Annotated in this window: 16 protein-coding genes and 1 tRNA gene; 9 read left to right on the top strand and 8 right to left on the bottom strand. The window is 66.9% G+C overall.

Annotated features, from left to right (window positions below; all coding sequences use genetic code 11):
* From A8G00_RS18565 to A8G00_RS18555, 3 genes are all read right to left on the bottom strand, one after another.
* The coding region (locus tag A8G00_RS18565) for a tetratricopeptide repeat protein (protein WP_367379461.1) at positions 1–818 on the bottom strand (818 nt) is incomplete at its 3' end.
* A gap of 14 nt (positions 819–832) precedes the next feature.
* On the bottom strand, positions 833–1,369 hold the full coding sequence (locus A8G00_RS18560; RefSeq protein WP_025550962.1) for a hypothetical protein: 537 nt from the start codon (positions 1,367–1,369) through the stop codon (positions 833–835).
* Between the two features lie 15 nt (positions 1,370–1,384).
* The gene (locus A8G00_RS18555) at positions 1,385–2,104 is read right to left on the bottom strand and encodes a ParA family protein (RefSeq protein WP_044661996.1); all 720 of its coding nucleotides are present in this window, start codon (positions 2,102–2,104) and stop codon (positions 1,385–1,387) included.
* Positions 2,105–2,270: 166 nt separating this feature from the next.
* On the opposite strand from A8G00_RS18555, the gene A8G00_RS18550 reads away from it, so the two are divergent.
* The 3 genes from A8G00_RS18550 to purU all read left to right on the top strand — a co-directional run bounded on the left by A8G00_RS18550 (position 2,271) and on the right by purU (position 5,318).
* Positions 2,271–3,296 (top strand): SPOR domain-containing protein, encoded by a 1,026-nt coding sequence (locus A8G00_RS18550; protein WP_103001372.1) that lies wholly within the window; start codon positions 2,271–2,273, stop codon positions 3,294–3,296.
* 65 nt (positions 3,297–3,361) lie between these two features.
* Complete coding sequence (locus A8G00_RS18545) at positions 3,362–4,390, top strand: DUF1338 family protein (protein WP_103001371.1); 1,029 nt, start codon at positions 3,362–3,364, stop codon at positions 4,388–4,390.
* Positions 4,391–4,451: 61 nt separating this feature from the next.
* Entirely contained in the window at positions 4,452–5,318 is an 867-nt protein-coding gene (gene purU, locus A8G00_RS18540; protein WP_025552271.1) for a formyltetrahydrofolate deformylase, read from the top strand.
* A 65-nt stretch (positions 5,319–5,383) separates the two neighbouring features.
* On the opposite strand, the gene A8G00_RS18535 is transcribed toward purU, so the two are convergent.
* The gene (locus A8G00_RS18535; RefSeq protein WP_103001370.1) at positions 5,384–6,034 is read right to left on the bottom strand and encodes an MOSC domain-containing protein; all 651 of its coding nucleotides are present in this window, start codon (positions 6,032–6,034) and stop codon (positions 5,384–5,386) included.
* A 57-nt stretch (positions 6,035–6,091) separates the two neighbouring features.
* Positions 6,092–6,310, bottom strand: coding sequence for a DUF2945 domain-containing protein (locus tag A8G00_RS18530; RefSeq protein ID WP_025551239.1), 219 nt, complete (start codon positions 6,308–6,310; stop codon positions 6,092–6,094).
* A gap of 123 nt (positions 6,311–6,433) precedes the next feature.
* Between A8G00_RS18530 and A8G00_RS18525 the strand changes: the two genes are divergently transcribed.
* The 5 genes from A8G00_RS18525 to A8G00_RS18505 all read left to right on the top strand — a co-directional run bounded on the left by A8G00_RS18525 (position 6,434) and on the right by A8G00_RS18505 (position 10,429).
* The gene (locus A8G00_RS18525) at positions 6,434–7,612 is read left to right on the top strand and encodes a glycosyltransferase family 1 protein (RefSeq protein WP_044661992.1); all 1,179 of its coding nucleotides are present in this window, start codon (positions 6,434–6,436) and stop codon (positions 7,610–7,612) included.
* A gap of 28 nt (positions 7,613–7,640) precedes the next feature.
* A complete protein-coding gene (locus tag A8G00_RS18520; protein ID WP_103001369.1) occupies positions 7,641–8,951 on the top strand; it encodes a replication-associated recombination protein A in 1,311 nt (436 codons plus the stop codon).
* Positions 8,948–9,808: a hypothetical protein gene (locus A8G00_RS18515; RefSeq protein WP_103001368.1), complete on the top strand. Its 861-nt coding sequence runs from the start codon at positions 8,948–8,950 to the stop codon at positions 9,806–9,808. The genes A8G00_RS18520 and A8G00_RS18515 overlap by 4 nt, the downstream gene beginning before the upstream one ends.
* A 31-nt stretch (positions 9,809–9,839) precedes the next feature.
* Positions 9,840–9,914 (top strand) — tRNA-Thr (locus tag A8G00_RS18510).
* Between the two features lie 122 nt (positions 9,915–10,036).
* A complete protein-coding gene (locus A8G00_RS18505; protein ID WP_025551244.1) occupies positions 10,037–10,429 on the top strand; it encodes a YkvA family protein in 393 nt (130 codons plus the stop codon).
* A 516-nt stretch (positions 10,430–10,945) separates the two neighbouring features.
* Here the strand turns inward: A8G00_RS18505 and A8G00_RS18500 are convergent.
* The gene (locus tag A8G00_RS18500) at positions 10,946–11,386 is read right to left on the bottom strand and encodes a cupin domain-containing protein (protein WP_048578243.1); all 441 of its coding nucleotides are present in this window, start codon (positions 11,384–11,386) and stop codon (positions 10,946–10,948) included.
* 121 nt (positions 11,387–11,507) lie between these two features.
* Here A8G00_RS18500 and A8G00_RS18495 point away from each other — a divergent pair, with 121 nt between their 5' ends.
* On the top strand, positions 11,508–11,810 hold the full coding sequence (locus A8G00_RS18495; protein ID WP_172451908.1) for a glycine zipper 2TM domain-containing protein: 303 nt from the start codon (positions 11,508–11,510) through the stop codon (positions 11,808–11,810).
* Positions 11,811–11,878: 68 nt separating this feature from the next.
* Here the strand turns inward: A8G00_RS18495 and A8G00_RS18490 are convergent, their stop codons facing one another.
* Both A8G00_RS18490 and A8G00_RS18485 read right to left on the bottom strand, forming a co-directional pair.
* On the bottom strand, positions 11,879–12,157 hold the full coding sequence (locus A8G00_RS18490) for a hypothetical protein (RefSeq protein WP_025551248.1): 279 nt from the start codon (positions 12,155–12,157) through the stop codon (positions 11,879–11,881).
* A gap of 140 nt (positions 12,158–12,297) precedes the next feature.
* Positions 12,298–12,705 (bottom strand): EVE domain-containing protein, encoded by a 408-nt coding sequence (locus A8G00_RS18485; RefSeq protein ID WP_048578244.1) that lies wholly within the window; start codon positions 12,703–12,705, stop codon positions 12,298–12,300.
* Between the last annotated feature and the right edge of the window lie 5 nt (positions 12,706–12,710).

Raw genomic sequence — 12,710 nt, 5'->3', positions numbered from 1 at the left:
TCGGCGGCGGCAAGCGCGACAGGCCCGGCCTCCACGGCCTGCTCGACCGGGGCGGCTTCCGCCATCCGGGCCGGCGAGGCCGGCGGCGCCAGGGCAAGAGCCACAGGCTGACCGGCATCGGCGCCGTCGATCGTCACGCCCATCAGCGCAGCGACCCGCTGCTGCGAAAGGCCGGGCGCGGCGTTCTGCGCCCATTGGGTGATGCGCTGGTTGGCGGCAAGCGGATCGAGGTCGAATCCCGCCATCATCCGCGCATCCTTCCACCGACCCGCCAGTGCATAGGCATAGGCCAGGTTCTGGCGGGTGCGCGCATTGGCCGACGGATCATGGATCATCTCGGACAGGATGCGCACGCCCTCCGGCGCATCGCCCGCCATCGCCATCGCCAGACCATAGTCGGCCGCCGGAACGATGTCGGCATGGCTGGCGAGCAGGTCGCGCGCCGCGCGATCCTTGCCCAGTCCCACCTGCACCAGCGCAAGGGTGATGATCGTCCGGGCGTCGCGATTGCCCAGCGTCATCGCATCGGTCAGCGCCGTTTCCGCCGATACGAAGCGACCGCCGGCGACATAGGCTCGGCCCAGCAACTGGCGATAGCCCGCATCCTGCGGCGCCGCCTGCACGGCCGCCTCCGCCAGTTCGACCGCGCGGGCCCCGTCGCGATCCGCCAGCGCCTTCTCGACCCCGGCCGCCAGACGGTCCGGTTTCTGCGGCGCGACGGCGGCGGTGGTGCGGAACGCCGCACCGGTGCATCCCACCATGGTCGTGCCGATCAGCATCGACGCGACCGCTGCTTTGGCGAAGGCCTTGCGCTTCATGGCTTTCCCAACCCTCAATTGTCGCCGCGGGCGCGCGGCAGTTGCTGGGCCAGCCGGTCGACTTCCGGCAGGCTGCCAAGATAGGCGTCCAGCGCCTCGGTCACCATCTGCTGCGCGGAGCGGCCGACGATGGCGCTGGCAAGGCGCAGCTTCAGATGACGGTCGGCATCCAGCCGCAGGGTGAAGGCGGCCTTGCGCCCCTTCGCCACGGCGGAGGCGCGGGCCTTCTTCCCGGCCTTCCCGACCTTTGCCGGCACAGCCGTTTCGGCGATGCGCTCGGCCAGTTCCTCGCGTTCGGTGACGACGGCGGGCACCGGCGCCACGGCGGGAACCGCGGTCATGGGGGTCAGCCCGGCGACGGAGCGGGCCTCGGACGGCGCCGGTTCCGGCTGCGTCACGTCAAATCCCATGTCGTTCCAGCCCAGATCTTCCTGCAGCGCCGTGGCTCCGGCGGTCAGGCCGAAGACGGGACGGCGCATGGCGGGCGATGCGGCGCCTTTGCGCGCCAGCAGGCCGGACGTCAGCGAAGCGAGAGGTTTCGGTTCGGCCATGATGCTCCCCTTCCCTTATTGCGTGACCCGGCGGCCGAAGCCGCCGCTTGCCGGACGAACCGTGCCCGCCGTGCCGACGGCATTGTGCGGCACGGAAAAGACGGTGCGGCGGAAATTCTTCTCCAGCCGGTCGGACACATAGGTCCAGAGCTGCGTGACCTCCCCTGCGGATCGGCCATTGGGGTCGACCTCCATCACCGTGCGGCCGTCGATCATCGACGCCGCGAAATCCGTGCGGTGGTGCAGCGTGACCGGCGCGACCGTGCCGTGCTGCGACAGGGCGACCGCCGCTTCGGATGTGATGCGCGCCTTGGGCGTGGCGGCGTTGACGACGAAGATCAGCGGCTTGCCCGCGCGCTCGCACAGGTCCACCGTGGCGCCCACGGCGCGCAGGTCGTGCGGGCTGGGACGGGTCGGAACGACGATCAGCTCGGCCACGGAAATGACGCTCTGGATCGCCATGGTGATGGCGGGCGGCGTGTCGATGACGGCCAGCTTGAAGCCCTGCTGGCGAAGTATCTCAAGATCGGCGGCCAGACGGGCGACCGTGGTCTGGGCGAAGGCGGGATATTCGGCCTCGCGCTCGTTCCACCAGTCGGCCAGCGATCCCTGCGGGTCGATGTCGATCAGCACGACCGGACCGGCGCCCGCCATCTGCGCCTGGACGGCCAGATGCCCCGACAGGGTCGTCTTGCCAGATCCCCCCTTTTGCGATGCCAATGCCAATATGCGCACGCAATTTCCCCCAGAAAATCCAATGGAGGGAAGCAGTGCCACAGGCCCGCCTAAGAATTGGTTAATCCGCGCGGAAGCCTGACGCCCGTTAAAAAGGCGATGTTCTTAATGCTAAGTCGCTATTAACCTTGTGACGGCATAGGATCAGGCAGGAACCCTTGGGAGCATGAGCATGAAGCGTATCTGGGGCGTGCTGGCCGCTGGAGCAATGTTGAGCCTGACGCAGGCCGCATCGGCCGATGTGAAGGCCGGGGTCGATGCCTGGCAACAGGGCGATTATGCCAGGGCGGTGGCGGTGTGGCAGCCGCTGGCGCAGTCCGGCGATCCCGATGCGCAGTTCAACATGGGACAGGCCTATAAGCTGGGCCGCGGCGTGAAGGCCGATCCCGTCCTCGCCATCGACTGGTATCGCAAGGCCGCGAAGCAGGGCCATGCCCGGGCCGAGGACAATCTGGGCCTCCTGATGTTCCAGCAGGGCGACCGCGCCGGCGCCTTTCCCTATCTGCAACGCGCCGCCGAACGGGGTGAGCCGCGTGCGCAATATATCGTCGGCACGGCCCTGTTCAACGGAGACCTGACCGCCAAGAACTGGGTGCGCGCCTATGCGCTGATGACGCAGGCGTCGCAGTCCGGACTGGCCCAGGCGACGGCCAGCCTCCGCCAGATGGACAAATATATTCCGCAGGATCAGCGCAACGACGCCATCGCCATGGCCCGCTCGATCGGCCGGCAGGAGGAAGATCCTCGCCTGCCCGCCCCCGTGGTGCGGGAGGCTCCGGCCCCGGTGCGGACGGCGCAGTTGCCGCCCTCCACCCCCAGGCCCAGGGCGCCTGAACCCACGGCCAAACCCGCGCCCGCAAGGACAGCCGCCGCTAAACCCCCGGAGGCCGGACCCGCCGCCCCGAAGCCCGCCCTTCCCAAACCTGCCCTGGCCAAGCCTGCCCTCCCCAAGCCGGCCGCCGGCGGCTGGCGCGTGCAGATCGGCGCCTTCAGCGCGGAGGCGCGGGCCCGGACGCTCTGGACCCAGCTCAGCGCCAAGGTCGGCGGTCTGTCCGGCTACCAGCCCTATATATCGACCAGCGGCGGCGTGACCCGACTTCAGGCCGGTCCCCTGGCGAGCGGCGCGGATGCGACCCGGCTGTGCGGCGCGATCAGGGCGGCCGGCGCGGAGTGCATGCCGAAGAAGATGTAAATCTTGCCAAAGCTTGGAATTTTATTTCAACCATGCGATAATGGGACCTCAGCACGGAGCGTCCCATGTCGATCGAAAATCAATCGGTGATCCATGCGTTGGTGGAGGGGCTTCTTGGCCCGGAAGCAGCGGGTGCAGCGCTGGCGGCGCTCGATCTGGACCGCCGCCTGGCGGAACAGGGCGGCCCCCATGTTTCCCGCGCCGCCTTCGCCATGGCGATGAACGTGGCGCTGTTCCACGACCTGCTGCGGCGGGTGCCGAGCGGAGCGGCCTATGTCGCGGACCGGCTGGCGCATGGGGGCAAGGTGCTGTTCGACCATGGCGCGCTGCGCACCATGAGGCTGGCCGAAGGCGCGACCGGACGCTTGCCCCCCGGGGAGGAGGCCTTCACCCGCATATTGCTGCCGCTGGGCTATGAGATGGCGGCGGTCTATCCGCTCGACCGGCTGCGGATGACGGGCCGCGCCTATCGCCATGCCGACCTGCCCGAAGCGATTCCCCAATTCTTCCTGTCGGAACTGCATGCCGACCGCTTCGACCCGGAATTCGCCGAAACGGCGGCGCGGGTGTTCGGCACATCCCGCGATCCGCTGACGGGGGAGGCGCAGGCCGTGCTCGGGAAATTCGCGGACGGCCAGCCCGTCACGCTGGCGGAGGCGGCCGCCGCCCTGCCGGTGATCGTCGCCGCCTTCGACCGGCAGCATCAGCCGCCTAGCGTCGAGGATTATGAACTGCTGCTCTCCCGATCCCATGAGGCGGGCTGGATCGCGACGGAAGGAAACGCCTTCAACCACGCCACCGACCGGGTGGCGGACGTCGCCGCGCTGGCGGAACGGCTGAAGGCGGAGGACTGGCCGATCAAGGATCGGCTGGAAATCTCCCGCACCGGGCGGGTGCGGCAAACCGCCCTGCGCGCCGACACGGTGGAACGGCTCTTCGCCGGCAACGAACTGCGCCGGGTTCCGGGCTCCTTCTACGAATTCATCAGCCGGGACATCGATCCCGCAACCGGCAGGCTGGACCTGGCCTTCGACACCGGCAATGCGACCGGCATCTTCGCGATGACCAGCACCCAGGGCGAAGGACGCGCATAACGGGTTGATCGGCGCGCGGGCTTGAGGCAACGGGTTCCCGATTTTTGCGGGGAGATGCGCGTTGACTGATCCGGTTGTCCCATCCTGGGTGCTGACCCTGGCCTGCGCCGACCGCGTCGGCATCGTCGCCGCCGTCAGCCAGTTCCTGGCGGAACGCGGCGGCTTCATCACCGACAGCCAGCAATATGCCGACCGGGAAGCAGGCCGCTTCTTCATGCGCGTCGCGTTCGAGGCGACGGACGGCCGCATGGGCGACACCGGCAGGCTGCGCGGCGAATTCGGCGATGTCGGCGCCCGCTTCGCCATGGACTGGCGGTTGACCGCCGCCGATGAAAAGCCGCGCATGCTGATCGCGGTGTCCAAGGGGTCGCACTGCCTGGCGGACCTGCTGCACCGCTGGCAGACAGGCACGCTGGCGGTCGACATCATGGGCGTGGTGTCCAACCATCCCGACATGCGCCGGATCACCGAATGGCACGGCATCCCCTATCACGAGCTTCCGCCCAATGGCGACAAGGCCGCGCAGGAGGAAGCGCTGCTCGGCCTGTTCGAACGGACACGCTCGGAATATCTGATCCTCGCCCGCTATATGCAGGTTCTCTCGGAGGAACTGGTGGAGAAACTCGCCGGCCGCTGCGTCAACATCCACCACAGCTTCCTTCCCGGATTCAAGGGCGCGCGCCCCTATCACCGCGCGCATGAGCGGGGCGTGAAGCTGATCGGCGCCACGGCGCATTTCGTGACCGCCGATCTCGACGAAGGGCCGATCATCGAACAGGCGGTGGAGCGCGTGGACCATCGCGCCACGGCGGAGGACATGATCCGCATCGGACGCGACATCGAAGCGCAGGTGCTCGCCCGCGCCGTCACATGGCTGGCCGACCGCAGGGTCCTGCAGAATGGCGGCAAAACGGTGGTCTTCCGCTAATCGGGCGCTAATCGGGGCAACCACTGATCGGGCGCTAATCGGGGCAACCGCGACCCCGCCGGCCTTCAGGCCAGCTTGCGCGCCCTGTCCCGCCACGCCTCGGCCAGCACCGGCATGTCCGCCAGCGCCCTCACGGCGTCCGGCTCGCCCTTGTGCCCTCCCCCGATCAGCAGCCGGAACAGCCGCGCGACCGGCCACTCGGGCCATGGCCGCTCCAGCAATTCCATCTGCGTGCCGGCCTCCGCCTCCCCCTCCCGCAAGACCCGAAAATAGATGCCGCATCGCGCCGTCTTCACGATGGTCGCCATCACGTCGCGCGCGCCGAAACGATGGTCGAGCTTCCAGCAGGGCTGCCGTCCATGGCTCACCTCGACCACCGCGCTGCCCAGCGCAAAGCGGTCGCCAAGGCAGATCTCCTCCTCGGTCATCCCGCGCGACGCGATATTCTCGCCAAAGGCGCCCGGCCCCTCCAGCAAGGGATGACCGGGCTTGCGCTCGCGCCACCAGGCATAATGGTCCTGCGGATAGAGGTGGATGGCCTTGTCCCACCCGCCATGATGCACCTTGTCGGCCACCCCGTCGCCTTCAAGGCCCAGCCAGCCGATCCGCACCGCGCCCGTCACCGGCTTCTTCGCGATCGCGCTATAGTCGCCGTCGCGAAAGGGCGCGGGCATCCCGGTCAGCAGCGCGTCGACGGTCATGGAACAAAGGGTCATGCCCTCCCTTGCCATGGAAGCCATGGCCGGGAAAAGGCCGCTCGACAGGAAAATGACTCAGGCGGGGGACAGCTCCGAACCCAGCTTCAGCACTTCGCACCCGCTGTCGGTGGTCACCAGATAGGCGGGATTGCGGCGGGAACCGTTCCGCCTGATGACGGCGCCCTCGATCCGGCGCTCGACCTGCTGCTCGAACCGCTCGGCTACTCTCCCGCGGCCGACGCCCTGCCCCCAATTCCACTTGACCCTCGCTCCTTTGCGAAAGCTTCCGGTCATCAAGCATTCTCTCCTTCGGGGAACAACCGCGCCGGCCGGCCATCATTGCTGCCGCAAGGCAAAAATCCCGAATGCCGTCCTGGTTCCCTTGGGTTTTGCGCCTGCCTGCGTTAAGGGCGGCGGATGGATGTCACGGGGCTTCGCGTCGCGCTCTTCAGCGGCAATTACAATTATGTGCGCGATGGCGCGAACCAGGCGCTCAACCGCTTCGTCGCCTATCTGCTGCGGCAGGGCGCGGCGGTGCGCGTCTATTCGCCCACCACGGACAGCCCGGCCTTCGATCCGGCGGGCGATCTGGTCAGCGCGCCGTCGGTGCCCGTGCCCGGCCGCCGCGAATATCGGATTCCCTACCGCATGTCGGGCGCCGTCCGCCGCGACCTGAAGGCCTTCCGCCCGAACCTCGTCCATGTGTCCAGCCCCGATCCGCTCGGCCATCGCGCCGTGGCCTGGGCGCGCCGCCACGGGCTGCCGGCGGTCGCCTCCGTCCACACGCGCTTCGAAACCTATCCGCGCTATTACGGCCTCGCCTTTCTGGAGCCGGTGATCGAATCGCTGCTCCGCCGCTTCTACCGCCGCTGCGACGCCATCGTCGCCCCGTCCGAATCGATGGCGCAGCTCCTGCGCGAACAGCGGATGAGCTATGATGTCGGCATCTGGACCCGCGGCATAGACCGGGACATCTTCCATCCCGGCCGCCGCGACATGGCGTGGCGCCGGTCGCTCGGCATCGCGGACGACGAACCGGTGATCGGCTTCATCGGCCGCCTGGTGATGGAAAAGGGCCTCGACGTCTTTTCCGACACGATCGATCATCTGGCGGCGAAGAATGTGCGGCACAAGGTGCTGATCGTCGGCGAGGGGCCGGCGCGGGAATGGTTCGCGAACCGCCTGCCCAACGCCGTCTTCACCGGCTTCCAGAAGGGCGCCGACCTCGGCCGCGCCGTCGCGGGCATGGACATGCTGTTCAACCCCAGCGTCACGGAAACCTTCGGCAACGTCACGCTGGAGGCGATGGCCTGCGGCCTGCCCACCGTCGCCGCCCGCGCCACCGGCAGCGAGAGCCTTGTCACCGACGGCGTCACCGGCCGCCTGATCCGCCCCGGCGCGATCACCGCCTTTGCCGACGCGCTGACCGTCTATTGCACCGATCCCGCCACGCGCTCCGCCGCCGGCGCGGCCGCCATGGCGCAGGCGGAACATTATGGCTGGGATCAGGTGAACCAGGCGCTGGTCGACACCTATATCCGCATCATCCGCCAGCGCGAACATGGCGCGCTGGTCCGGTCGAGCCCTGTTCCCTGAACGCAAAAGCCTTCCTATATCACAGGCGATGGCCGATCTTTTCGCCCCCGACGATCTCCCCCCTGTCCCAGCCGAAGCGCCGCTGGCCGACAAGCTGCGCCCCCGCGCGCTGGCGGACGTCGTCGGGCAGGATCATCTGACCGGACCGGATGGCGCGATCGGCCGCATGGTCGCCGCCGGCCGGCTCTCCTCGATCATCCTCTGGGGCCCGCCGGGCACGGGCAAGACCACCATCTCCCGCCTGCTGGCGGATGCCGTGGGCATGCGTTTCGAACCGATCTCCGCCGTCTTCTCCGGCGTGGCCGACCTCAAGAAGGTCTTTGCCGCCGCAAGGGACCATGCCCGGCGGGGCGAGAAGACACTGCTCTTCGTGGACGAGATCCACCGCTTCAACCGCGCGCAGCAGGACAGCTTCCTCCCCTTCGTGGAGGATGGCACCGTCACCCTGGTCGGCGCGACCACCGAAAATCCCAGCTTCGAACTCAACGCCGCGCTCCTCTCCCGCGCGCAGGTGCTGATCCTGCGCCGCCTCGACGCAACCGCCCTCGAACAGTTGCTGGAACGCGCCGAATCGCTGATGGAACGCCCCCTGCCGCTCGACGAAGACGCCCGCGAAGCCCTGCTCGCCAGCGCCGACGGCGACGGACGCTTCCTGCTGAACCAGGTGGAGACCCTCTATTCCATCGAGGTCCCGCAGCCGCTCGATCCGGCGGGCCTTTCCGCCCTGCTCCACCGCCGCGTCGCGGTTTATGACAAGGACCGGGAGGGTCATTACAACCTCATCTCCGCGCTCCACAAAAGCCTGCGCGGTTCCGACCCGCAGGCCGCGCTCTACTATCTCGCCCGCATGCTGACCGCGGGCGAGGAGCCGCTCTACGTGCTGCGCCGCCTCGTCCGCTTCGCCGTGGAGGACATCGGCCTTGCCGACCCGCAGGCGGTCGTCCAGTGCCTCGCCGCCAAGGACAGCTACGACTTTCTCGGCTCCCCCGAAGGCGAACTCGCCATCGTCCAGGCCTGTCTCTATTGCGCCACCGCGCCCAAGTCCAACGCCGCCTACAGCGCCATGAAATCCGCCTGGAGGTCCGCCCGCGAGACCGGCTCGCTCATGCCGCCGCAGAACATCCTGAACGCCCCGACCAAGCTCATGAAGACCATCGGCTATGGCAAGGGCTATCAGTACGACCATGACGCGCAGGACGGCTTTTCCGGCGACAATTACTGGCCCGAGGAAATGCAGCCCCAAAGCTTCTACGCCCCCACCGAACGCGGCTTCGAAGCCCGCATTGCCGAACGCATGGCCTATTGGGACCGCCTGAGGGCCGAACGCCGCCCGAAATGACCCCCCGCTTCGCCCGCTATGCGGTCATCGACTGGTCCGGCGCAAAGGGATCGCGCCACAAGGGCATAGCCGTCGCCCTGTGCGAAGCCGGCGATGCGGCGCCCCGGCTCCAGCATCCGGACGGCGGCGGCCTCTGGTCGCGCCGCGCCGTCGCGGACTGGCTTGTCCGCACCGCGGCCGAAGCCCCGACCCTGTTCGGCTTCGATTTCAGCTTCGCCCCGCCCTATGTCGCGCGCCGAAGCTATCTGCCCGGCGACGACGTGCCCGCCACCGGCCCGGCCTTCTGGGCCTATGTCGACGGCATTTGCGCGGACGAGGATCTGGGCGCCGCCAGCCTGCTCGAACGCACCCACCGGCGGCATTTCTATTTCGGCAAGGCCGACGGCATCAAGGCGGACTATATGCACAACCGCACCTGCGAGGCGCATTACAACGCGCAAGGCGGCGGCAAGCCCTCCACCGTCTATGACGCCATCGGCGCGGCGCAGGTCGCCAAGGCCAGTTTTTCAGGGATGCGCCTGCTCCACCACGTCCATCCGCACGTCCCCGTCTGGCCCTTCGACCCGCCGCCCAGGATCGGCTCGCTGATCGTGGAAATCTACACCAGCATCGCCGCGCGCGCCGCCGGACGCCCCAAGGGCCGGGCCAAGATGCGCGACCTCCCCGCGCTGAACGACGCGCTATTCGCCGTCGGATCACAACCGCATATGGGCCTTCCCCCCGACGACCATGGCGCCGACGCGATCCTGACCGCCGCCTGGCTCCGCCGCGCGGCCCCCCGCCCCAGCCTGTGGAACCCGGCGCCGCTCGACGAAAAAATCGCCGCAACAGAGGGCTGGACGTTCGGCATCATCTGATAGTAAGGCGCTCCCCGTCCGAAACGGATGGGCCGGCTTAGCACAGCGGTAGTGCAGCGGTTTTGTAAACCGAAGGTCGGGGGTTCGATCCCCTCAGCCGGCACCATGACTTCCAGAACCGTTCATGCCGGGGTGAGGCTGGACGAAGCCGAAGTCCCCTGTCGAAACACTCCGCGCAGCCCGAACCGACAGGTTCTGATTCCACGCCACCTGCCCTATACTCGCCCGATGGCATATCGACGCCTGAAAAACTGGGCCCGCGCGCTGAAGGTCGACATCATGGCCCTGTGGCTCGCCGCCCGCGACAGCCGCACGCCCCCGGCCGCAAAGCTCGTCGCCGCCGCCGTCGCCGCCTTCGCGCTCAGCCCGGTCGACCTCATCCCGGACTTCATCCCGATCCTGGGCTATCTGGACGATCTCATCATCCTGCCGCTCGGCATCGCCCTGGCGATCCGCCTCATTCCCGCGCCGCTGATGGCGCAGTTCCGCACCGAAGCGCAACGCCTGTCGGACCGTCCCAAAAGCCGCACGGCAATGGCGGTCATCCTCCTGATCTGGCTGGCATCGGGTCTGGCGCTGTCACTGTACGCCGCCCACTGGATCGCCCATCGCGCCCGCTGATCATGTTTCAGAGCGCGACCTGCGCAATCTGACGCAGCGCGCCCTGGCCCCAAAAACAAAATGGGGGCCGGCATTTCTGCCGGTCCCCACTTCCGTCGCGTCTCTCGATCCGCTTCTCTTTCAAGATGCGATCATCGGACTCGGCGTGCGATAGGTCCGCCTCAAAGGCTTTGCTATCGTGTCGGCTCCGTTTGCCCGGCCGGTCGGCCGTTCTCCCGCAGCCTGTCCTCTTTATTCGATGCCCGACGTTCACTTTCGCGCGTGCACGGCACCGTCTATTGAGAACCATCGGATTTCCGCATTTTCCTTCCGGTCCATGCTTCTTTCCCGACGCTCGAAAATCCCTTCAAGTCGCTGATTTCTCATCGACTTTGGCATCCAGATCGCTCTGTCTCCCGGTCTTTCCGATAAGAGGATGCTCTCACCAAAAGCGAGTCGCTCAAAGCGGAATCTTGCACCCTGAAGACCGCCTCCCGCTAAAGCTGTGGATAAGTGTGGATAATTTTTCCGCACGGTTCAGCCGCCCGGCGACCAGCCTCGCGGCGCCAGCGTGAAGCCGGAAAATTCAAAGCCCGGCACGACCACGCAACTGACCAGCGTCCATCCGCCCATCGGCCGCGCCGCCTGCCAATGATGGGCCGGGACCAGCCCTTGCGGCTGCTGCCCCGCCAGCACGTCCCCGCCCAGCAGCATGTCCCGTGCAGCCCCTCCTTCGTCCGCGATCGACAGGGTAAGCGGCGCCCCGGCATGCCAGAACCAGTGCTCGACGGCGTCGACCCGGTGCCAGTGCGAAGCCTGATGCGCCTCCAGCAGGAAATAGATCGCGGTCCCGCCTGCCCGTTCGCCCGCTCCGGCCGCCGCCCGCCAGCTTTCCCGAAACCATCCCCCCTCCGGATGCGGCGCAAGGTCGAGGAGCCGGATCAAAGCCCCCGCTGCCGCTTCATCGCAACCGTCCATCGCCCTGCCTCAAAATTTATGACTGGAAAAACAACATGATGCGTCGTTGTCGCAGGTTCATGCAACCTCCATCAATATGCGCGGGTTGAACGATCAAAGCACGTCTTTTGGAGGAGAAAAAATGCGTAAAGCCCTTATGGCCATGGCCGCCGTCTCGCTGGCCATTCCCGCTTCGATGGTGATCCCGACGGACGGCGCCAACGCCCGCCGCCATTATCAATATCGCGAATGGCGCGGCCGCGACGGCCGCATGTACTGCCGCAAGTCCAACGGCACCACCGGCCTGATCGTCGGCGGCGTGGGCGGCGCTCTGGTCGGCCGCGCCATCGACACCCGCGGCGACCGCGCGACGGGCACGATCCTGGGCGCCGCCGGCGGCGCGCTGCTCGGCAAGGAAATCGACAGCAAGCGTCGCTGCCGCTGACAGGCGCGAAAAAGGGCGGCTTCCGATGGGAAGCCGCCCTTTTTTCACGTCTTCACGACATTCAAGGCTTATTCGGCAGCCGCGCCGCGCGCCTCATCGACCTTGAAGGCCACCGACTGACCGCCGGAAACGCCCGACACGCGGCCATTCTTGACCGACAGGTTGAAGGCGACGGCGTCGGGATAGCGACGGCCCGAAATCACCTTGCCGGTCTTGGTGTCCTTGACGTCATACACATAGGTGTAGCCCTCGTGCGTGAACTTCTGCTTGGCAGCGTCTTCGGCATGGGCGGGAGCGTTGGCGGCGCCGGCGGCGAACAGGGCGGAAAGGACAAACTTGGACAGCATTCGCATGGGTAAACTCCTTGTGAATGCCGATCAAACACCTCTGGAATATTCTTTTCTGTTGATGCCGATTTATGGTGCGCCGCGCTAAAACGACAATCGCAAACAAAGGCGAAACGATTGCATTTCCCGCAACCGCTAACTCAACCCTTTGATAAATCAAGGATATGTTTGAATTCCGCCGCCGTCAGCGGGGATACGGAAAGGCGCGATTGGCGTATCATCACCATATTGGCCAGCTTCGGATCGGCCTTCATCGTCTTCAGCGTGACGGGCTTGGCGAACTTTTCCTTCGGCGCCACATGCACGGCCACCCACTTGCCCGTCCCGTCCGTGCTGTCGGGCGCGGCTTCCTCGACGATCTCCATGATGCCGACCGCCTCGACCCCGATATTGCTGTGGTAGAAGATCGCAAGATCGCCCTTGCGCATCGCCTTCATATGGCCTTGCGCGGCATGATTTCGCACCCCGTCCCACTCCGCCTTCCCCTTTGCGGCCAGATCGTCGTAGGAAAAGGCGTCGGGTTCCGATTTCATCAGCCAATAGTTCATGGCTT

The sequence above is a fragment of the Sphingobium sp. SA916 genome (assembly GCF_002894065.1).
GTDB classification, from domain to species: Bacteria; Pseudomonadota; Alphaproteobacteria; order Sphingomonadales; family Sphingomonadaceae; genus Sphingobium; species Sphingobium fuliginis.
This window is presented reverse-complemented; position numbering and strand designations above follow the sequence as displayed.